This window comes from Ruminococcus sp. Marseille-P6503 (assembly GCF_900604945.1).
Taxonomy (GTDB): Bacteria; Bacillota; Clostridia; order Oscillospirales; family Ruminococcaceae; genus FB2012.
In genome coordinates this window covers 232,702-252,721 of the sequence record NZ_UWPB01000002.1, presented here as the reverse complement: position 1 = coordinate 252,721, position 20,020 = coordinate 232,702, and the positions used below count along the sequence as shown (strand labels likewise).

15 protein-coding genes are annotated in these 20,020 nt (G+C 45.9%); 11 read left to right on the top strand and 4 right to left on the bottom strand.

Annotated features, from left to right (window positions below; genetic code table 11):
* The first annotated feature begins 171 nt into the window (after positions 1–171).
* Positions 172–1,371: an IS110 family transposase gene (locus EIH25_RS07245; protein WP_124100166.1), complete on the top strand. Its 1,200-nt coding sequence runs from the start codon at positions 172–174 to the stop codon at positions 1,369–1,371.
* Positions 1,372–1,560: 189 nt separating this feature from the next.
* Here EIH25_RS07245 and rny read toward each other — a convergent pair whose 3' ends face one another.
* Entirely contained in the window at positions 1,561–3,126 is a 1,566-nt protein-coding gene (gene rny, locus EIH25_RS07240; RefSeq protein WP_124100165.1) for a ribonuclease Y, read from the bottom strand.
* Positions 3,127–3,801: 675 nt separating this feature from the next.
* On the opposite strand from rny, the gene EIH25_RS07235 reads away from it, so the two are divergent.
* The 9 genes from EIH25_RS07235 (at position 3,802) to EIH25_RS07195 (ending at position 13,122) form a co-directional block, all read left to right on the top strand.
* Positions 3,802–4,122: a hypothetical protein gene (locus EIH25_RS07235; RefSeq protein WP_124100163.1), complete on the top strand. Its 321-nt coding sequence runs from the start codon at positions 3,802–3,804 to the stop codon at positions 4,120–4,122.
* 22 nt (positions 4,123–4,144) lie between these two features.
* On the top strand, positions 4,145–5,476 hold the full coding sequence (locus tag EIH25_RS07230; RefSeq protein WP_124100161.1) for a triacylglycerol lipase: 1,332 nt from the start codon (positions 4,145–4,147) through the stop codon (positions 5,474–5,476).
* 3 nt (positions 5,477–5,479) lie between these two features.
* On the top strand, positions 5,480–6,274 hold the full coding sequence (locus tag EIH25_RS07225; RefSeq protein WP_124100159.1) for a class I SAM-dependent methyltransferase: 795 nt from the start codon (positions 5,480–5,482) through the stop codon (positions 6,272–6,274).
* 44 nt (positions 6,275–6,318) lie between these two features.
* Positions 6,319–8,265 carry a threonine--tRNA ligase gene (gene thrS, locus EIH25_RS07220; protein WP_124100157.1) on the top strand — a complete coding sequence of 649 codons (1,947 nt, stop codon included), beginning with the start codon at positions 6,319–6,321 and terminating at the stop codon, positions 8,263–8,265.
* Between the two features lie 105 nt (positions 8,266–8,370).
* Complete coding sequence (locus tag EIH25_RS07215) at positions 8,371–8,982, top strand: zinc dependent phospholipase C family protein (RefSeq protein WP_124100155.1); 612 nt, start codon at positions 8,371–8,373, stop codon at positions 8,980–8,982.
* Positions 8,983–9,165: 183 nt separating this feature from the next.
* Positions 9,166–9,519: a type II toxin-antitoxin system PemK/MazF family toxin gene (locus tag EIH25_RS07210; RefSeq protein ID WP_124100153.1), complete on the top strand. Its 354-nt coding sequence runs from the start codon at positions 9,166–9,168 to the stop codon at positions 9,517–9,519.
* A 211-nt stretch (positions 9,520–9,730) separates the two neighbouring features.
* On the top strand, positions 9,731–10,444 hold the full coding sequence (locus tag EIH25_RS07205; protein WP_124100151.1) for an amino acid ABC transporter permease: 714 nt from the start codon (positions 9,731–9,733) through the stop codon (positions 10,442–10,444).
* Positions 10,445–10,465: 21 nt separating this feature from the next.
* A complete protein-coding gene (locus tag EIH25_RS07200) occupies positions 10,466–11,233 on the top strand; it encodes an amino acid ABC transporter ATP-binding protein (protein ID WP_124100149.1) in 768 nt (255 codons plus the stop codon).
* Positions 11,234–11,502: 269 nt separating this feature from the next.
* The gene (locus EIH25_RS07195) at positions 11,503–13,122 is read left to right on the top strand and encodes a potassium/proton antiporter (protein ID WP_124100147.1); all 1,620 of its coding nucleotides are present in this window, start codon (positions 11,503–11,505) and stop codon (positions 13,120–13,122) included.
* A 110-nt stretch (positions 13,123–13,232) separates the two neighbouring features.
* Here the strand turns inward: EIH25_RS07195 and EIH25_RS07190 are convergent, their stop codons facing one another.
* Positions 13,233–13,760, bottom strand: a complete 528-nt coding sequence (locus tag EIH25_RS07190) for a GtrA family protein (RefSeq protein WP_124100145.1) — start codon at positions 13,758–13,760, stop codon at positions 13,233–13,235.
* 207 nt (positions 13,761–13,967) lie between these two features.
* A complete protein-coding gene (locus EIH25_RS07185) occupies positions 13,968–15,944 on the bottom strand; it encodes an LPXTG cell wall anchor domain-containing protein (RefSeq protein WP_124100143.1) in 1,977 nt (658 codons plus the stop codon).
* Between the two features lie 273 nt (positions 15,945–16,217).
* Between EIH25_RS07185 and glmU the strand changes: the two genes are divergently transcribed.
* A complete protein-coding gene (gene glmU, locus EIH25_RS07180; RefSeq protein ID WP_124100141.1) occupies positions 16,218–17,651 on the top strand; it encodes a bifunctional UDP-N-acetylglucosamine diphosphorylase/glucosamine-1-phosphate N-acetyltransferase GlmU in 1,434 nt (477 codons plus the stop codon).
* 142 nt (positions 17,652–17,793) lie between these two features.
* On the opposite strand, the gene EIH25_RS07175 is transcribed toward glmU, so the two are convergent.
* A complete protein-coding gene (locus tag EIH25_RS07175) occupies positions 17,794–19,599 on the bottom strand; it encodes a phosphoenolpyruvate carboxykinase (GTP) (RefSeq protein ID WP_124100139.1) in 1,806 nt (601 codons plus the stop codon).
* Positions 19,600–20,020 lie beyond the last annotated feature (421 nt).

Here is a 20,020-nt window from a genome sequence, read left to right as displayed (position 1 = left end):
CTGTTCGCTTCCTTGAAGCAAGGCTTCCTTTGAAAGAGTAGCGCCTCTGCTTTACGGACAGATGCGAATGAGCTGGATAGCATTTAAGTGCTGAATATCTAACGAGGTTGTATTTCCGTAAAATACAGAGGATAACCTTTGCTGTAACAAAATTTTACGAGGTGTATCACAATGTTTTATTGCGGAATTGACATCGCTAAATACAAGCACGAGGCTTCCGTCATCGACATAAACGGCAAAACTCTGCTTGACAGCATCCCCTTCGCCAACGACAAGCAAGGCTGCGGAAAAATCCTTGCTGTTTTTGAAAAATTTGAAATTGCTCCTGACGATGTTATCATCGGAATGGAAGCAACTGGTCACTACTGGCTTTCCGTATATGCTTTTTTCCTTGAGCTTGGATATACTGTCAAGGTTATCAACCCTATTCAGTCCGAAGCTTTCAGAAAAATGTATATTCGTCAGACCAAGAACGACTCTAAGGATTCATATATCATCGCTCAGATTATGCGTTTCGGAGAATATTCCGCAACCTCGCTTTCTGAGGAAAATATCATTGCATTAAGACAGCTTTCACGCTATCGTCTTGCACTTGTGGACGCCTGCGGCGACTGCAAAAGACGTGTAATTGCATTGCTTGACCAAGTATTCCCCGAGTATGACCAGCTGTTTACAGATACATTCGGAAGCTCATCAACCGAGTTGCTTCTGAACTGCCCAACACCTGAAGATATGCTTGCAATTTCCACAAGAAAGCTTACCAATATTTTGAACAAAGCAAGTCACGGTAAATTTGGCAAAGAGAAGGCTGAAGAACTCAAAGCTGCTGCTAAAAACACCTTTGGTATCGCCTTTGCAAAAGACGCTTTTTCTTTTCAGATCAAGCAGCTTATGCAGCAGGTTGTTTTCCTTGAAAATCAGCTTTCTGAGCTTGAAGAACAGATTTCAAATCTTCTTCACGAAACCAATCAATACATAACCACTATCACCGGTATCGGTGATGTTCTTGGTGCAATCATCGTCAGTGAGATCGGCGATATCAACCGCTTTGAACGTCCTAATCAGCTTGTTGCCTTTGCAGGACTTGACGTTACCGTTAAACAATCGGGAGAGTTTTCAGGAACTAAAAACAAAATCTCCAAGCGTGGTTCACCTTATCTGCGCAGAGCTATCTGGCTTGCCGCACAGCGTGCCGCTTTCTGCGACCCCGTTTTATCTGAATATTATCAATCTCTCAGAGCCAGAGGCAAGCACCATCTCACTGCTGTCGGAGGTGTTGCTCGCAAGCTTTGTAATATTATTTTTGTTATTCTCAAAGAGAACAGACCTTATTTGCCAACCCCTACGAAAAATCCTAAAAATTTATCTTGATTTTTTCATTTTGGGTATTGACTTTTTATAGCTGGTCTTTCAAATTAAAAATCGGCGGACAATATTGCTTTGTCCGCCGACTCAAGACAGCCGACCATAGCGCTGTCCTCAGAACTTGTTTTTGCAGAATATTGAGAGCCTTTATCCTGAAAGCTGATTCAGAATAAATTAAAAAATCGGCTCTATAGATTATTTAGCGTATTCAACCGCTCTGCTTTCACGGATAAGATTAACCTTTATCTGTCCGGGATAATCCATCTCATCTTCAATACGCTTAGCGATCTCTCTTGCAACAAGAACCATTTTCTCGTCGTTTATCTTTTCCGGCTTGATCATGATTCTTACCTCTCGTCCCGCCTGCATAGCGTAGGACTTTTCAACGCCGTCGTAAGAAGTGCAGATTTCCTCAAGCTTCTGCAAACGCTTGATATAGTTTTCGTAGTTTTCGCTTCTGGCGCCGGGTCTTGCCGCAGAGATAGCGTCGGCAGCCTGAACGAGAGCCGCGACTACCGTATGAGTTTCAACGTCGCCGTGATGAGCCTCGATAGCATGAATAACGTCGGCGTTTTCCTTGTACTTCTTGCAGACGTCAACGCCTATCTGAACGTGAGAGCCTTCGATCTCATAGCTTAAGGCCTTGCCTATATCGTGAAGCAAGCCTGCGCGTCTTGCCAGATTTGCGTCTACTCCCAGCTCGGACGCCATCATTCCCGCAAGGTGCGACACCTCGATAGAATGGTCAAGCACGTTCTGCCTGTAGCTTGTCCTGAATCTCAGACGTCCGATCAGTTTGACAAGCTCGTGATTAAGATTGTGAACGTTGCATTCGAGAACCGCGCGCTCGCCCTCCTGCTTGATTTTGTACTCAACCTCGCGTCTTGCCTTGTCAACCATTTCCTCAATACGCGTAGGGTGGATTCTTCCGTCCTGAATAAGCTTTTCAAGCGCTATCCTCGCGACCTCTCGTCTAACCTGGTCGAAGCATGAAAGGGTAATAGCCTCAGGCGTATCGTCAATGATAAGGTCTACTCCGGTAAGAGTTTCAATGGTTCTGATATTTCTTCCCTCGCGTCCGATGATCCTGCCCTTCATTTCGTCGTTAGGCAGCGCCACGACGGAAACTGCGGTTTCGGAAACCTGATCCGCCGCGCATCTTGCGATAGCGAGTGAAATATACTGTCTTGCCTTGGCTTCGCAGTCGTCCTTAATCTGAGCCTCAAAATTTGAAACCTTGACCGCCTTTTCGTGAACAAGCTCGTTTTCAAGATTGCTCAGCAGATATTCCTTAGCCTGCTCCTTGGTGAATTCAGAGATTTTTTCAAGCATATCAAGCTGGGAATTTTTGATCCTTTCAGCCTCCGCCATCTTTTCCTCGGCGGATTTCAGCTTGCCCTGAAGTGTTTCTTCCTTTTTTTCAAGATTGTCAAGCTTACGGTCGATAGTTTCTTCCTTCTGATTGATCCTGCGTTCCTGTCTGGAAACCTCGATACGGCGTTCCTTCAGCTCTTTTTCAGTTTCCTGTCTGGACTTATGTATTTCGTCCTTTGCTTCGACAAGAGCTTCTTTTTTCAAGGTTTCCGCGGTCTTTTTGGCGTCTTCTACTATTCTTTCGGCTTCCTTTTCAGCAGAACCCATTGCAGCTTCTGCAGTTCTCTGCCTGTATCTGATACCCTGCTTAAAGCTTATAAATCCGCTTACAGCCGCGCCGACAGCAAGAGCAACCACAATCAGCAAAACTGCGATTTCTATACTCATGTATAGCTTTCCTCCTCCTCGATTATTTTGGCTGTGCATAAAAAGGCTTTACAGAAAAAACGTCCGTCTGTAAGCGTTTTTTTACGCACCTCCAATCAATATAAAATTGTAAAGTTACAGATCAGCATATTAATTATATAACAAATGTCGAAAACGTTTTGATTTAAAGCTGCCGCAGGCGCAGGCCTCCGCACAGTAAAATCCATCAGTATTCTCACCATATATAAAAACATAATGCATAATATTATTGTATAATAAATTCACCCAATTGTCAAGGTATTTTTTAGACAATTATACAAAAAAGGAGACTGTTTTATAAAAAACTCTTGACAAACGTATCAAACGGTGATAGAATATTATTCATTGAATAGCATATAAATATTGAAAGCTGTGATAAGGAAGCTTTAATATCGTAACAGCGGCCGTCCAGAGAGCGCTGCCGTCGGCTGAAAGCAGCGCAGGCTGTGTGATGTTAGAGATACCGCCTTTGAGCGCGCCTAATAAGCGACGGACAGTTCCCGTTAAAGAACTTACGCTTGCCGTTTTGCGCCGAGCGGACAAAGGTGCGGTTTATATCCGCATGAATAAGGGTGGAACCACGATAGATTTTGTCGTCCCGTAAAAAGTGCTTTTGTGCTTTTTGCGGGATTTTTTATTTGTTCAGAAGGAGTGCATATGAGAAAAATACTGGGTACGCTTTGCTATCTTGCCGTACTGGCGGCGGACGCAGCCGCGGCGTATTGTTCATATCTTGCTTATAAGGAAAAAATCTCGTATTATCAGGGATTTATTACGTTTATACCTTTATTTATAGTAAGTTACTGGTTCAATACTTTTTTTACGCAGCTTTTTTCCGGAACCGATAAAAGCGGAAAGCCGTATATAAACAAAACCCTGAAGCGTCTGCTGTCGGATTTTGTCACGCTTGTGAGCATAGCTCTGCTTGGGATATGGGCATATATTTTTATATCAAGATCGCTGTATAAATCGTTTTAGTTTCTGATTGGGGGAGATAGAAATGGAAGCGTTAATGACTGTATTTCAGTCGTTGCTTATGATCGCGGCGGTAAATTCTGCCGCTGTGCTGAGGCTGCTCAATGCCGGAACTGCGGTCACTGTAATATATTGTATCGCCGCCGCGTTATGGTATATAAAATTCAGCACTGCGCCGACTCTAAAAAAACAGCCTGCGAAACGCATAAAAGCGCTTAGAAACAGCGTAAGGCTGCTGGAGGTCTTTCTTGTATCGGCAACCGCAAGTATCGCTTTTCTGGTCTGGCTGATATGCTTTTCGGATATGAGCGTTTCTGAAATAATATTAAATACGGTTATCGCCGCCGCGGCTGAATTTATTCTGTTCTGGAACGGAACGATAAGGCTTTATCTCACGTCGGTTCAGCTGGGTATAAAGTGGCGTGTTATAGGCGCTGTCTGCGGAATGATACCTGTGCTTAATATCGCGGTACTTGTTAAGACTATCAGGATAGCTTCTGCTGAATGTCGTTTTGAACGGGAAAAGCTGGAGCTTGACAGCATTAGGGCGGAAAGCGCCTTATGCAGAACCAAATATCCTCTGCTGCTTGTACACGGAGTTTTCTTTAGGGATTTCAGGTTTTTTAACTACTGGGGAAGAATACCCGCCGCCTTGAAGAGAAACGGGGCGGAGATATATTACGGGAATCAGCAGTCGGCGGCTTCCGTTGAAAACAGCGCGAGGGAGCTTGCCGGGCGTATAGAGAGTATCGTAAAGGAGACCGGCTGCGGCAAGGTAAATATAATCGCTCATTCAAAGGGCGGACTTGACGCCCGCTATGCGCTGAGCCATCTTGGCGCGGATAAATATACGGCTAGTCTTACTACCGTAAATACGCCCCACAGAGGCTGTCAGTTTGCGGATTATATTTTAGGCAAGGTTTCAGCTTCCTTCTGCCAGTCGGTTGCTGACAAATACAACTCGGCTATGAAATTGGCTGGAGATGAGAACCCGGATTTTATTGCGGCGGTTACGGATCTTACGGCATCACGTTGCTCGGAGTTTAATGAAAAATGCCCCGACGCCGACGGGGTATACTATCAGAGTATAGGCTCAAAATCTGAAAACGCCAGAGGAGGGAAGTTTCCTCTTAATCTCTCCTATCATCTGGTAAAGTATTTTGACGGCGATAACGACGGACTGGTTTCGGTGGATTCAATGAAGTGGGGAGAAAGCTTCACAATGCTTGCTCCTAAAGGAAAAAGAGGCGTTACCCACGGCGACGTCATAGATCTTAACAGGGAAAATATCAAGGGCTTCGATGTCAGGGAGTTTTACGTCGGAGTAGTGAAGGATTTAAAGGATAAGGGGCTTTAGCCGATGATAACAAACGATTTGATAGACGGAGGAAAGGCGTTCGATTGGGGGCGGACTTCGGAGGATTACGCAAAATACCGCGACGTTTATCCTCAGGAGCTTTACGATAAAATATTGTCGCGGGGACTTTGCGCAAAGGGGCAGAAAGTCCTCGACCTAGGAACCGGAACGGGAGTTATTCCCAGAAATATGTATAAATACGGAGCAAAGTTTACAGCGGTTGATATTTCCGAAAATCAGATCAGGTATGCGAAGCGTCTTGCCGCGGAAAATAATATGCATATAGATTTTTTGGTTTCTCCGTCAGAGGAAATCAGCTTTCCTGAAAACAGCTTTGACGTTATAACGGCGTTTACCTGCTTTTTCTATTTTGACCATGAAAAGCTTATCCCGAAGCTTAAGAAAATGCTTAAGCCTGAAGGAAGGCTGTTGGTAGGATATATGTCATGGCTGCCGTTTGAGGACGAGATAGCCGGTAAAAGCGAAAAGCTGATTTTAAAATACAATCCCTGCTGGACAGGAGCGGGAGAAACAAGACGTCCTGCTTTTATCCCTCAGCTTTACTCAGAAGGCTTTGAAAAGGTATGCGAGGAAATAACAGATTTGGATATTCTCTTTACGAGAGAAAGCTGGAACGGAAGAATAAAGGCGTGCCGCGGAGTAGGAGCGTCGCTTTCGGAAGCTGAGATACGCTCTTTTGAAAAGGAACACCTTGAAATGCTGGGCAATTATCCTGAAAGCTTTAAGATAAAGCATTACGCGGCTTTGACCTTGCTAAGGCCGAAGGATAAACCATAATAAAAAGCAATACGGTAAATAATAATTTTAATGGAGGAATAATAATGATTAAGCTGAAACTGAAAGACGGTTCGGTCCGTGAAATTCCGCAGGCCGCTCCCGCAAGCGAAATTATCAAGGATATCGGCATGGGACTTTACAAGGCTGCCTGCTGTGTAAAGCTTGACGGTCAGGTCTGCGACATGAGAACCGTCGTTGACCGCGACTGTGAGTTTGAGGTCATGACCTTCGATTCAAAGGCAGGAAAGGAAACCTTCTGGCATACGGCTTCCCACCTTATGGCTCAGGCGGTCAAGAATCTGTATCCCGAGGCCAAGCTCGCCAGAGGACCGGCTACCGAAACGGGATTTTACTATGATTTTGAGGTCGCCAAGCCCTTTGCTCCCGCCGATCTGGTAAAGATTCAGGCTGAAATGAAAAAGCTTGCCAAGGAGGGCTATGCTTTGGAGCGCTTTGAGCTGCCTGTTGACGAGGCGCTGAAGCTTATGGAGGAAAAAAATGAAGCTTACAAGGTCGAGCTTATCCATAAGCATGATGACAAGGGCGAAAAGCTGTCGTTTTATAAGCAGGGCGATTTTGTTGATCTTTGCGCGGGTCCGCACCTTATGAGCGTTGCGCCTATAAAGGCGGTGAAGCTGCTTTCATGTACGGGAGCGTACTGGGGCAAGGCAGAGGACGGCAGACAGCTTTCCCGTATTTACGGAACGGCGTTTCCCAAGGCTTCTCTGCTTGAAGAGTTCTTGAAACAGCAGGAGGAAGCCAAGCTGCGCGATCACAACAAAATAGGACGAGAGCTTGAATATTTCACGACGGTGGACTATATCGGTCAGGGACTGCCCATTCTTCTGCCCAAGGGAGCGAGGGTTATCCAGCTTCTGCAAAGATGGGTCGAGGATACCGAGCAGGCTCACGGCTGCCTGCTGACTAAAACGCCGTATTTTGCAAAGCGCGATCTTTACAAGATTTCCGGTCACTGGGATCACTATCTTGACGGAATGTTCATAATGGGCGATCCCCACGACGAGGAAAAGGAGTGCTTTGCGCTTCGTCCTATGACCTGTCCGTTCCAGTATCAGGTGTTCCTTAACAGACAGCGCTCTTACCGTGATCTGCCAATGAGATTGGTTGAGACCTCCACGCTTTTCAGAAACGAGGACAGCGGAGAAATGCACGGTCTTATCAGGGTGCGTCAGTTTACCATTTCGGAGGGGCATTATATCCTCCGTCCCGACCAGCTGGAGGAGGAGTTCAAGGGCTGTCTTGAGCTTGCGAAGTATATGCTCGATACCGTAGGTCTGCTTGAGAACTGCACTTTCAGGTTCTCCCAGTGGGATCCCGCTAATCCCAACAATAAGTATGAAGGTACGGCGGAGCAGTGGAATCACGCTCAGGACGCAATGAAAAGGATCCTGGACGATATAGGTCTTGACTATGAGATCGGCATAGACGAAGCGGCGTTTTACGGACCTAAGCTGGATATCCAGTATAAAAACGTCTTTGGCAAGGAGGATACGATAGTAACGCTTCAGATAGATATGCTGCTTGCTGAAAAGTTCGGTATGTATTACGTTGACAAAGACGGTCAGAAAAAGCTGCCTTATATCATTCACAGGACATCTCTGGGCTGCTATGAGAGAACGCTGGCGTATATGCTGGAGCATTTCGCGGGAGTTCTTCCTCTCTGGCTTGCTCCCGAGCAGGCAAGGATAATGCCTATCGGAGAAGAGCATATTGAATACGCTCAGAAGCTTGCCGATAAAATGACCGCAATGGGTATGAGAGTTACGGTTGACAGGCGCAGTGAAAATATAGGGCCGAAGATAAAAGCCGCGCGTCTGGAGCGTATTCCGTATATGGTAATCATAGGCGATAAAGAGGTCGAAAGCGGAACCGTTTCGGTTCGTTCCAGAAAGGAAGGAGAGCTTGGAGCAATGCCGTGCGGCAATCTGCTGGACAAGCTGATGACCGAAATTTCAACAAAGTCTAAATGATATAACCTAGCGCCGATGTTAAGCGAGCTCACATCGGGCTTTGCTCAGAATTAAATTTCGGGAACTGCACCGCGGTTCCCGATTTCTTGTAAAGGAGGAACAGCTATGCCGTCTGTCTGTGTTCATCTGATGACCGCCTGTATATTGAAGGACAGGCTTGACATAATTAGCGAAAGCGATTTTTATCTCGGCTCGATAGCTCCCGACGCCGTTAATCTTAACGGCTTTGCCGAGGAAAGGGTGCGCTATGCCGCTCATCTGAGGAGCAAGGATTACGGCGCGTGGAAGAAAAATATAGCGGATTATTACAAAAGCGCAGCGAATCGCCGCGGTGATTTCCTCAAAGGCTTTTTTCTGCATCTGTATACAGATATAGCGTGGGATGAAATTATACAGCCGGGATTATTTGACTATCTTAAAGCGTCGGGATATTCCGACAGTGAGCTTAACAGTCAGAAGTGGAAGGAGCTTAGCAGATTTGATTCTCAGCTGCGCTCCGACGCGAGGTATAAGCAGATAATAAAAAAGCTTCCGGAGGCGCAATGCAGGGCGGTTTCTTCGGTAAGCGCGGCTCAGCTTGATAATTTCCGCGCGCTGACGGTGAAAGCAAAGGAAAGCGATAAGCAAAGCGAAGCCCCGCGTTATCTCAGCTTTAAGGCGATAGCGGATACAGCCGAGCTTGCTTATGGATATATCAAGGATCTGTACGGTTCATAAACGGGTAAGTAACTGTTCTGAGCAAAACCGCATAATATAGAAAAAGGTGAAAGCCGTTCTCCCCTGATTGCAGGATATAAGCTGCAATAAAATTTTGCTGGAAATGATTAAAAGCAGAAAACAGGGCAAAAATAATACCGAGGGGTAAAAGCCCTGAAAATATTAAGGAACGGAGTGTTTAAGGTGACAGTTCACAGGGGTGAAATTTATTATGCCGATCTCAGTCCGGTGGTAGGCTCTGAGCAGGGCGGCTTAAGACCGGTGCTTATAGTACAGAACGACGTCGGCAATAAGCACTCGCCGACCGTTATAGCCGCGGCGATAACGAGCCAGCGCGAAAAAGCAAAGCTTCCGACACATATAGAGGTAGGCGGCGGACAATGCGGTCTTGCCAAGGATTCAATCGTTCTGCTTGAACAGATTCGTACATTGGACAAAAAACGTCTGAAGGAGCGCATGGGCGAACTTGACCCCAATTCTATGACTGCGGTTGATTCCGCGCTTTCTATTTCATTCGGACTTAATGATATGAGATAATACGATCCTCCGCTGCCGCATGGCTGCGGAGGATTTTTATTCGGGAATCATCTATGTCATCGTTGTATAATTGTAAAGCCTTTAGACTGAAAACAAAGGCGGTGGGTATACCGCATTTCAGTTTACCGCGCTGACATGGCATCACAGTTGTTGACTAAATCGGGGGTATGTTGTATAATATAAGAGAATATTGATTTTGGTGGTGCTTTTTGTGAGCTTTGAAGATGTGCTTAATGTCGGCAAGATCCTGCTGGAATATCTGCCCAATACTCTGAAGCTGTTTTTCTGGACGCTGGCGCTTTCGATCCCTGTGGGAGTTATAGTTACATGGCTGAAAAAATGCAGGTTCAAGCCGGTTTCGTGGCTTACCAATCTGTATATACTCATAATGAGGGGAACTCCTCTTATGCTGCAGATAATAGCCGTTTATTACGCGATCCCTATGCTTACCGCCTCGGCGAGAAAATCGGGAACCTCCAACTGGTTTTATGATATGCTCAACAAGGTGAATATCAGGGACGAAAATTATATGTTTACAGCTCTTGTGGTGGCGTTTGTGCTCAATTACGCCGCTTATTTTGCCGAGATATTCAGAGGCGGAATTGAGGCTATTCCCAAGGGTCAGTATGAAGCCGCGTCAATGCTGGGAATGAATAAATTCCAGACCTTTTTCAGAATAATACTGCCTCAGGTCGTTAAAAGAGTTATTCCCGCCGCGTCCAACGAGGTTATAGTTCTGGTAAAGGACACTTCTCTTGCCAATGTCATAGCCTTTGCGGAAATAACTCTTAAATCAAAGCAGATGATGAATACCTACAGCTCGGTCGTTCCGCTTTTTGTGGCGGGTCTTTTCTATTTCGTGCTGAACGCGGCGGTTACAGTTGCGTTTGCATTTATAGAAAAGAAATTCAATTACTACAAGTAAGAAAGGGAAAGGACAGAGGATATGGCTATTTTAGAGGTAAAAAACCTTTCCAAAAATTTCGGAAGCCTTAACGTGCTGAAGGATATTTCCTTTAACGTTGAGCAGGGACAGGTCGTCGCGGTCATAGGACCCTCCGGCTCGGGCAAATCCACGCTTCTGAGATGTATAAACCAGCTTGAAAGAGCGGACGGAGGCGAGATAAACGTCTGCTCGACGAATATGCTGAGAACGGAGAAGGGCAAAGCGGTATACGCCCCTTCAAAAACTCTGAGGGAAATACGTCTGAAAATAGGACTTGTTTTTCAGAATTTCAATCTGTTTCCCCATATGTCGGTAATGCAGAATATAATAGAGGCTCCTGTTCATGTTCTGAAAAAATCCAAAAGCGAGGCGGTTTCCCAGGCGGAGGAGCTGTTAAAGAAAATGGGGCTTTCAGATAAGGCAAAGGCTTATCCCTGCGAGCTTTCCGGCGGACAGCAGCAGAGGGTTTCGATAGCCAGAGCGCTTGCGTTAAAGCCTGAGGTTCTTTTTTTCGACGAGCCGACGTCGGCGCTCGACCCGGAGCTGACAGGGGAAATACTTAAAGTAATAAAAGAGCTTGCTCAGGAAAAGATGACCATGGTTATCGTAACTCATGAAATGGCGTTTGCGAGGGACGTGGCAGATCATGTTATTTTTATGGACGGCGGCTATATCGTAGAAGAGGGAGAGCCTGAGGAGCTGTTCGGAAACACACAGAACGAACGCACAAAGCAGTTCCTGCAAAGATTCAATAACAACAGTCTGTAGCGGCAGAAAAGCTGACGTCGGAAGCAGAGCTGTTCGGGGCGGTGAAAACCGTCCTTTTTTATTGCACCGAAGTATTTTTATAAGGGAGAACACATGAATCATCAAAAAATAATATCCTTTGTCAGCACAAATTTGACATATATCATTATAAAAATTGTGCGGCAATACGGATATGCGGTTGAAAACGACCTGAAAAAATGTTATAATATAAGAGCAGTACACAATATATTGTTGTGCGGCTGCGCAAATATACCATAAGGAGGACAAATATGGCGCTATCTCTCACTATCGGTGCGGTCATAGTCATATGCTGCATTGTATTCAACAAAATTTCCAACAAAATAGGCGTACCTATGCTGTTTGCATTCATTCTTCTGGGTATGCTTTTCGGTTCTGACGGTATATTCAAAATAGAGTTTGAAAATTTTGAATTTGCAGAACAGATCTGTTCCGTAGCTTTGATATTTATCATATTTTACGGAGGCTTCGGAACGAAATGGGCGACTGCGAAAAAGGTAGCGGCAAAAAGTCTGGTGCTTTCCTCCGCCGGAACGTTGCTGACCGCGCTGCTTACCGGACTGTTCTGCCATTTTGTTCTCAGATTTTCACTGGCGGAGGGAATGCTTATCGGAGCGGTGCTCAGTTCCACCGACGCGGCTTCGGTATTCAATATACTCAGGTCCAAAAATCTTAACCTGAAATACGGAACCGCTTCCATACTTGAGCTTGAAAGCGGAAGCAACGACCCGTGGGCGTATATGCTGACGGTAATAATACTGTCGGTCATGAGCGGAGGAGTGTCGGGCTGGAGGACGGCTTATATGCTTTTTGCTCAGGTAGTATACGGTATTGGCTTAGGAGCGATTATTGCGCTTGGAGCGGTCTGGGCGCTGAAGCATGTCGAATTTGACGCAGACGGCTTTGACACTATTTTTATCGTTGCGGTCGCCGTGTTCTCATACGCTCTTCCATCGCTGGTGGGAGGAAACGGGTATCTGAGCTGTTATCTGGTGGGAATAGTTCTGGGAAACAGCAAGATCAAAAGCAAAAAGGTTCAGGTACATTTTTTCGACGGACTTACGGGGCTTATGCAGATACTGCTGTTTTTCCTGCTGGGACTTTTGTCGTTCCCGTCTCAGATACCAAAAATAATAATTCCTGCCTTGCTCATTGCCGTAACCTTGACGTTTGTTGTAAGACCGCTGACGGTAAGCCTTTTAATGCTTCCTTTCAAAGCTAAGCTCAACCAAATCGCGGTCGTTTCCTGGGCGGGACTGAGAGGCGCTACGTCTATAGTATTTGCTATTCTGGCAATCGTTTCCGACGCCTACACCAAAAGCGACGTTTTCCATATCGTTTTCTGCGTGGTTCTGCTGAGTATAGGAATACAAGGCACATTGCTTCCGAAGGTTTCTGAAAAACTGAATATGATAGACAACGATGACAGCGTAATGAAAACCTTCACTGATTATTCAAATGAAACGGAGATTCAGTTTATACGCCTTAATATCAAGAAAAACCATCCGTGGATAAACCTTAAGGTCAAGGATATAAATCTGCCTCCGGAAACCTTATTGGTTATGGTTTACCGCGGCGGCAGAACGGTTATCCCGCGCGGAGGAACTATCGTTCTCGAGGGCGACGTCCTTGTTCTCAGCGCGGTCGGCTATGAGCCTAAAAGGTCGGGTCAGCAGGTGCTGCTTTCCGAGGAAGAGATAACGGAAGACAGCGAGTGGCAGGGCAGGACTATTGCTGAGGCGATTCCCAGAAACGTTCTTGTAGTTATGATAAAGCGCAATGAAAAAACCGTTATCCCCAACGGAAACACCAAAATCAAACCTGGCGACGTGCTGGTTCTGCACACTTCCGACAAGGAGCTTCTGGGGTAGGAAGCGCTTGAAATTTATGCTTTGCAGGAGATATTAAAAAGACAGCGGAAAAGTACCGCCGTAAAACGGCGGGCTTTTCCGCTGTCGCTGCTCTTATAAGCAGGTCTTGTTCAGCTTGTTTTTTTAAATACCAGCAGCTTGCTGATAATGTAATTTAAAACAAGCACCACTATTGACGCGATTATTTTCATTATATTATCGTTTATGCTGAGAGCCTGTACGCCTACGTTCATCATTACCGTTTCAACGACAAGAGTAAAACCCCTTCCGCCGTAAAAAATCAGGGCTTCTTTGATAACGGTCTTTTTTCCGTGCGCGGTAGATTCAAAAACCCATACCCTTGCCGTTATATACGAAAATGTAACGGCGCATATCCATGAAATGATATTGCTTACAGTAACAGCGGTGTCCACCGGCACTCCGAAAAGCGAAATGTCCGGCAGCTTTATAAGCGCCGCGGCAATGAAAAATGATACAAAGCTTATGACCGTAGTCCAGGCTCCGAAGAACAGATAAAGGAGTATTTCCTTGTTTTTTTTGTACATTGGCTGAAATTTTTTTAATAAGCCTATGTTCATTATTCTGTCAAATATGTCCGGCTTTTTTTTAATTCCGTTTGTTTTTGCAGTCTGTTCCATTGTTTCCTCCCAGTAATAATTGCTATGCGGAGCTAAGCTCCATAACAATTATACATTATAATCATATTTATTTCAAGCTTCGCTTTGAAATAAAGGCGGTTAATTATATCTGATACCGAAAACAGGCGGCGGTCAGTCTGCTGAAACGATAAAAGGCGGCTCCGTTTTAAGGAAGCCGCCGCAATCGTAAGAATAAGCTGCTATTTATTATGTTCTGCGTTTCTTGACAAAGACTACAGTTCCTGCTGTGCCTGCAAGCAGCAGAGAGAGCCATAAGCCCATGCCGCTTTCAGCTCCGGTATTAGGAAGATCCGTATCTTTTGCACTGTCGCCGGAAGCAGCGGATGAAGCCTTACTTTGGTCAGCAGAGGATTCATCGCCGGAATCATACGAAGTATCGCTTTCCTCTGGAGCAGACGAAGCTTCGCTTTCGTCATGAGCTGATGAATTTTCGTTTTCAGCTTCAGAAGACGAGTCGTCATCAGTGTCAGCTGCGTCCGTATAAACTAATGCATAGGTAGAGAAAAGGTCTGTAGAGAAGGAAATGGTTCCGTCGTCGTTCATTACGGTTTCCAGCGCTTCCTGCTGTCCGTCATGAACACGGATAACGGTAAATACGCGGCCGTCTGCTTTCAATTCATCGGGAATAGCCAGAACAAAGGTGATCGGCTCGGAAAGCTGAGTGATTTCTCCTATTGCTTCGTTACCCGCCAGCAAAAGCACCTTAAGGTCCAGATACTGCGCAATAACTGTGTTTCCGGTCATTGCCTCAACAAACGATTCGATTCCGGACTTGTCCGTATCAGGCACGCTGCTGTCGTCAGCTATAACAGTTGCTTCTACCTTGACTGAAATTGCCTTACCCTCTTTTACCGCTTCTGCCAGAGCCTGCTGAACTTCGGCAGTTATTGCGTCGGTAGACTGTCCGTCCAATACGGCGGAAACGAGCTTTTCAGTTTCCGAGGACAGAATCGCTGAAGCTTCTGAATCTAAGCCTGCCGTTACATTTTCAACCGGCGTTTCAGGGTCAATAACAGGAGGAAGCTCAGGCTCTTCTATAACAGCCACCCAGTTTGTAGTAACATAATCGGCGTCGGAGTCAATAACGGAAAAATCTCCCTTCTGGCTCGGAGAGGACGCCAAATTCAGCGCTATCGGAGCATTTTCAACCAGATCCTCAATGCACCATACATTGGCGGAATACTTATCTTTAAATACCTGAATGTCATCTGAACGGTACTGGAAGCCGGAGATAATATCCTTATATACGACATCCTTAGCAATGTTTATTTCAATGCTGTTGGCAAAGCCGTAGTCCACATATCCGAAGCTCCAGCCGTCCCAGTTATTGCTGCCTGCCGGAGTTTCCTCATAGGGGTAATAGGAGCCCGCATAAATTTCGCCGACTTCTCCGCCTAAGATGTTGTAAGTCATCTTGTTAAGAATCGTGCAGCGCAGGATCGAACCTGCCAGTGTGGTCGTTCCGCTGTACATGGTGAAATCGGCATTGCTGATAACGCCGTTGGTTCCCCAGATCACTTCGCCCAGCTGTGCAGTGCTGTCCTGTCCGAGAGTTACATTTACGTTTTCAGCATATGCATAGGAAGTAACGCCGCGGAAGGAATTGATCTGTGCGCCGTCAATGGTGACCTGAAGGTCGGTTATCTTATAATTCTTATAGGATTTTCCGTTCTGCTCCTTGCGTACGTCTGCTCCGAAAGCGGAATTCCGGTTATCAATTCCGTACAATTCGTTGATGCTTCCGCCGTTAATATCCAGCGTAACCAGATCGATAATACTGTAATCGCAGTTCTTTTCATTCGTTGTCTTGTTACCGCCGACAATATAATGAACTGTGCCGCCGTTCATAGTGACGGAGGTGCTGGCAAGATGGATATTGGAAGCTGTGGTATCAGAACCTCCGTATACGGTATCGTTCGAATCAATTTCCTGTGAGCCGCCGTCCCATGTAATGGTTGCGGTTTTTCCATCGGTTGCCGCTTCGGTTATAGTAATAGGCGTTCCGTTTGCAAAGAATTCGTTTTTTTCAGCCCTGTATTCCGGAGCGGAAGCGCTGTCAACAGCGTCAGAGCCGGAGTTTTCCGCAGCAAATACGGCTGTCGGCATTACTGCTGTTACCATAACGGCTGCAAGCAAGGCGGAAAGACATTTTTTCTTTTTCATATTCAATCACCTCATATAATAAATATTCAAACAACATACACATTTTTTCGTCAGCCGGCTGACTTGCTTGACGTCATCCGACTTTTTATTCAGAAATATGTACTAATTTTATTATATCACTTGCATTACAGCCTGTCAACAAAATTTACATAAATTTTATACTTTAAATTCTCTTTTTTCGTTCAGCGTCATACTTGACGGGGAAGGATAAATATACTATAATATATAACTGTGATATAAAGCGGAGAAATCTGCGGAAGGACTGATTTTTTTATGTCAAACAACGCCGTTATCCTGGCGGGAGGTCAGGGTAAGAGAATGAAAACCAACAAGCCCAAGGCGCTTTGCAACGTCATCGGGGAGCCGATGCTTGAATGGGTTCTTACTGCCTGCGAAAACGCCGGACTGGACGAAATATGCGTAGTAAAAGGCTATGAAAGCGCTCAGATAGACGAGTTTCTTGCCGCGCGGGCTTCAAAGGCTGAGATAACCTCTGTCATGCAGGCTGAAAGACTGGGAACAGGTCACGCGGTCATGCAGGCAAAGGAGTTTCTTGAAGCTAACAGCGACGGAAATACGCTGGTTCTGTGCGGAGACGCCCCGTTTATAGACGCGGATACTATCAACGGCGCTCTGGAGCTTCATAAAAGCAGGGATTGCGGCGTTACCGTCGTTACTTCAAGAGTTGAGGATCCGTCGGGCTACGGCAGGATAATAAGGAACGAAAACGGCATAAGCGGCATCGTAGAGCATAAGGACTGCAATCCTATGCAGCTTGCAATAACCGAAGTGAACAGCGGCTGCTATTGGTTCAAGACTGCTGATCTGCTTGAGGTTTTGTTTGAGATAAAGCCGGAAAACGCGCAGGGAGAATATTATCTTACCGACTGCATAGAGCTTATCATATCAAAGGGCAAGACTGCCGACGCTTACATTTCCGGCAATCCCAACGTTGCGCTGGGAGCAAACGACCGAAGAGGACTGCTTATGCTAAACGATATAGCCCGCAGCGAGATCATCGGAAAATGGCTGGACGAGGGCATTGAATTCTGCTGTACGGACGGAGTTTCTATAGGAAACAGCGTTAAGATAGGGCAGGGCACGGTTATCCACTCGGGAGTAATACTCAGAGGAAATACCTCCATAGGGGAAAACTGCGTTATAGGAAACAACTGTATTATCGAAAATACGCAGGTCGGAAACGGAGTCGAGCTCAATAACGTTCAGGCGTATGAATCGGTCATAGAGGACGATGTAAAGATCGGACCCTATGTCCAGCTCAGACCTAATTCACATATAAAGAAAGGCGCCAAGATAGGCGATTTCGTGGAAATAAAAAATTCTACCATAGGAGAATATACGGCGGTGGCTCATCTTACATATATCGGAGATTCTGACGTAGGAGCAAACGTTAATTTCGGCTGCGGCGTCGTTACGGTAAATTATAACGGGGATAAGAAATTCCGCACGGTTATTGAGGATAACGCGTTCATAGGCTGCAACACAAATCTTGTGGCTCCTGTCAGAATAGGCAGGGGGGCGTATACGGCGGCAGGCTCAACCATTACCCGCGACGTTCCGGCAGACGCTTTGGCGATTGAGCGTACAAAGGCGGAGATAAAAGAGGGCTATGCGGCGAGAAAGCTTAAAAACCGTACCGAAAAGTTTGAAAAGCAGGTCAGAAACAGCGATAATAACGAAGGCTGAACGCGGCGGATTGCTTAAATAAAAACAACTGAAAAAATTGAGTCCTCCTTTTAAGAGCGTTTAAAAGGAGGACTTTTTATACAGCAGCAAGGGCGAACCCGAAAAGGTTCGCCCTTGTTTGTAAGCTTATTGACCGATATTACTACTTATTAAGTCTTGCCTCAAGCTCGTCAAGCTCTTTGTAGAGAACATCAGGGATTCTGCCGCCCTTAGCGGCAATATCGTCATTGTAGTATCTTCTCATCTCCGCGATTTCTTCAACCCAAAGGTCCTTATCAACCGCAAGCAGCTCCTGCATTCTTTCAGGAGTGATCTCATCCTCAATACCTGTTACATTGATATCCTCAGCCTTAGGAACATAGCCGATAGCCGTTTCAACAGCGTCGACAGTTCCCTCGCATCTCTTGATGATCCAGTCGAGAACTCTCATGTTGTCGCCGAAGCCGGGCCACATGAAGTTGCCCTCGTCGTCCTTCTTGAACCAGTTTACGTTGAAGATCTTAGGAGCCTTGTCGCCCAGCTTTTCTCCCATCTCGATCCAGTGAGCCCAGTAGTCGCCTACGTTGTAGCCGATGAAAGGCTTCATGGCCATCGGGTCATGACGGAGAACGCCTACCGCGCCTGTAGCTGCCGCTGTAGTTTCAGAGGAAACCGCCGAGCCCATATAGGTTCCGTGGTTCCAGTCGAATGCCTGATATACCAGCGGAGTAGTCTTGGCGCGTCTGCCGCCGAAGATGATAGCGGAGATCGGAACACCCTGCGGATTATTGAATTCAGAGGAGATGCAGGGGCAGTTCTCAGCGGGAGCGGTAAATCTTGAGTTAGGATGAGCAAGCTTGTTGCCGGCAGCAGCATACTCGGGTCCGTTTACCTTTTCGCCCTTCCACTCTGTAGCGTTTACAGGAGGATTCTTGTCAAGACCCTCCCACCATGGAGTCATATTGTCGTTGTTGAGAGCGACGTTTGTAAAGATCGTATTCTTTTTAGTTGAAGCAAGCGCGTTGTAGTTGGACTTGGCGTTTGTTCCCGGAGCAACTCCGAAGAAGCCGTTCTCTGGGTTGATAGCGTAAAGCCTGCCGTCCTCGCCCTGCTTGAGCCATGCGATGTCGTCGCCTACAGTCCAAACCTTATAGCCCTGCTCAGTATAGCATACGGGAGGAATAAGCATTGCAAGATTCGTCTTTCCGCAGGCGGACGGGAAAGCGGCTGTAATGTACTTAACCTCGCCGTCAGGCTTTTCAACGCCGAGGATAAGCATATGCTCAGCCATCCAGCCCTCGTTCTTGCCCTGGAATGAAGCGATTCTGAGAGCGAAGCACTTTTTGCCGAGCAGAACGTTTCCGCCGTAAGCGGAGTTGATGGACCAGATAGTGTTGTCCTCTGGGAAGTGAACGATATATCTGTTTTCAGGATCAACCTGAGCCTTTGAATGAAGTCCTCTTACGAAATCGTCAGAGGTATCTCCGAGGTTCTCAAAGGCCTTGGCTCCCATTCTTGTCATGATATCCATGTTAAGTACAACATAGATCGAGTCGGTAAGCTCAACGCCTACCTTTGCAAGAGGCGAACCGATAGGACCCATTGAATAGGGGATTACATACATTGTTCTGCCCTTCATAACGCCGTCATACATAGGAGTAAGCTTAGCGTACATTTCCTTAGGATCGCACCAGTTGTTTGTCGGACCTGCGTCGTCCTTGTTCCTGGAGCAGATAAAGGTTCTGTCCTCAACACGTGCGACATCGTTAGGAAGCGTTCTATGATACAGACATCCCGGATATTCGTCCTGATTCATCACAAGCATTTCACCTGTGGAAACAGCCTCTTCGCGGAGAGCCTGAAGCTGCTCGTCAGAGCCGTCTATCCATACTACGTTGTCAGGCTTTGTAAGAGCAATCATTTCATCAACCCAAGCGTTAACGTTAGGGTTTTTAGTTAGACTTGCCATAATTTTTAACTCCTTTCAAAATAAATACTCGCTTAAACGGAAGCTGATTAAAAAAAATCAAAATTCCCATAGATACCATTATACCCTATAACATTTTTTTTGTCAACAGCAGATTTGTTAAATTTTTAACGCTGTTTTGCAGGAAAACTTACATAAAAATGCAGTAAATTTCTTGGGGATTGCATAAAAACGCGCAAAATACGTGGAATATGAATATATACGAATTAAATCCTGCAAAAAATGCATGGGCAATTTACTTTTAAAGATACTGTTCAGAGTGGTTTTGAGGCAGACTGAAACAATTTTCTACTCTTTGCACAATTCAGAGCAGAATAATATGATTTGTTTGTGCAATTTGGCTTCGGCAGTCCGTATCAGGTTTTTCAGGAAGTATTTATATTGTTATTGTGCACATTGCAAG

What these genes read in the sequence shown, in the direction of transcription:
- EIH25_RS07230 (WP_124100161.1), top strand. Translation starts at nt 4,145, where the DNA reads ATGGAAGCGTTAATGACTGTATTTCAGTCGTTGCTTATGATCGCGGCG.
- thrS (WP_124100157.1), top strand. Translation starts at nt 6,319, where the DNA reads ATGATTAAGCTGAAACTGAAAGACGGTTCGGTCCGTGAAATTCCGCAG.
- EIH25_RS07185 (WP_124100143.1), bottom strand. Translation starts at nt 15,944, where the DNA reads ATGAAAAAGAAAAAATGTCTTTCCGCCTTGCTTGCAGCCGTTATGGTA.
- EIH25_RS07195 (WP_124100147.1), top strand. Translation starts at nt 11,503, where the DNA reads ATGGCGCTATCTCTCACTATCGGTGCGGTCATAGTCATATGCTGCATT.
- EIH25_RS07175 (WP_124100139.1), bottom strand. Translation starts at nt 19,599, where the DNA reads ATGGCAAGTCTAACTAAAAACCCTAACGTTAACGCTTGGGTTGATGAA.
- EIH25_RS07200 (WP_124100149.1), top strand. Translation starts at nt 10,466, where the DNA reads ATGGCTATTTTAGAGGTAAAAAACCTTTCCAAAAATTTCGGAAGCCTT.
- EIH25_RS07225 (WP_124100159.1), top strand. Translation starts at nt 5,480, where the DNA reads ATGATAACAAACGATTTGATAGACGGAGGAAAGGCGTTCGATTGGGGG.
- EIH25_RS07245 (WP_124100166.1), top strand. Translation starts at nt 172, where the DNA reads ATGTTTTATTGCGGAATTGACATCGCTAAATACAAGCACGAGGCTTCC.
- glmU (WP_124100141.1), top strand. Translation starts at nt 16,218, where the DNA reads ATGTCAAACAACGCCGTTATCCTGGCGGGAGGTCAGGGTAAGAGAATG.
- EIH25_RS07190 (WP_124100145.1), bottom strand. Translation starts at nt 13,760, where the DNA reads ATGGAACAGACTGCAAAAACAAACGGAATTAAAAAAAAGCCGGACATA.
- EIH25_RS07215 (WP_124100155.1), top strand. Translation starts at nt 8,371, where the DNA reads ATGCCGTCTGTCTGTGTTCATCTGATGACCGCCTGTATATTGAAGGAC.
- EIH25_RS07235 (WP_124100163.1), top strand. Translation starts at nt 3,802, where the DNA reads ATGAGAAAAATACTGGGTACGCTTTGCTATCTTGCCGTACTGGCGGCG.
- rny (WP_124100165.1), bottom strand. Translation starts at nt 3,126, where the DNA reads ATGAGTATAGAAATCGCAGTTTTGCTGATTGTGGTTGCTCTTGCTGTC.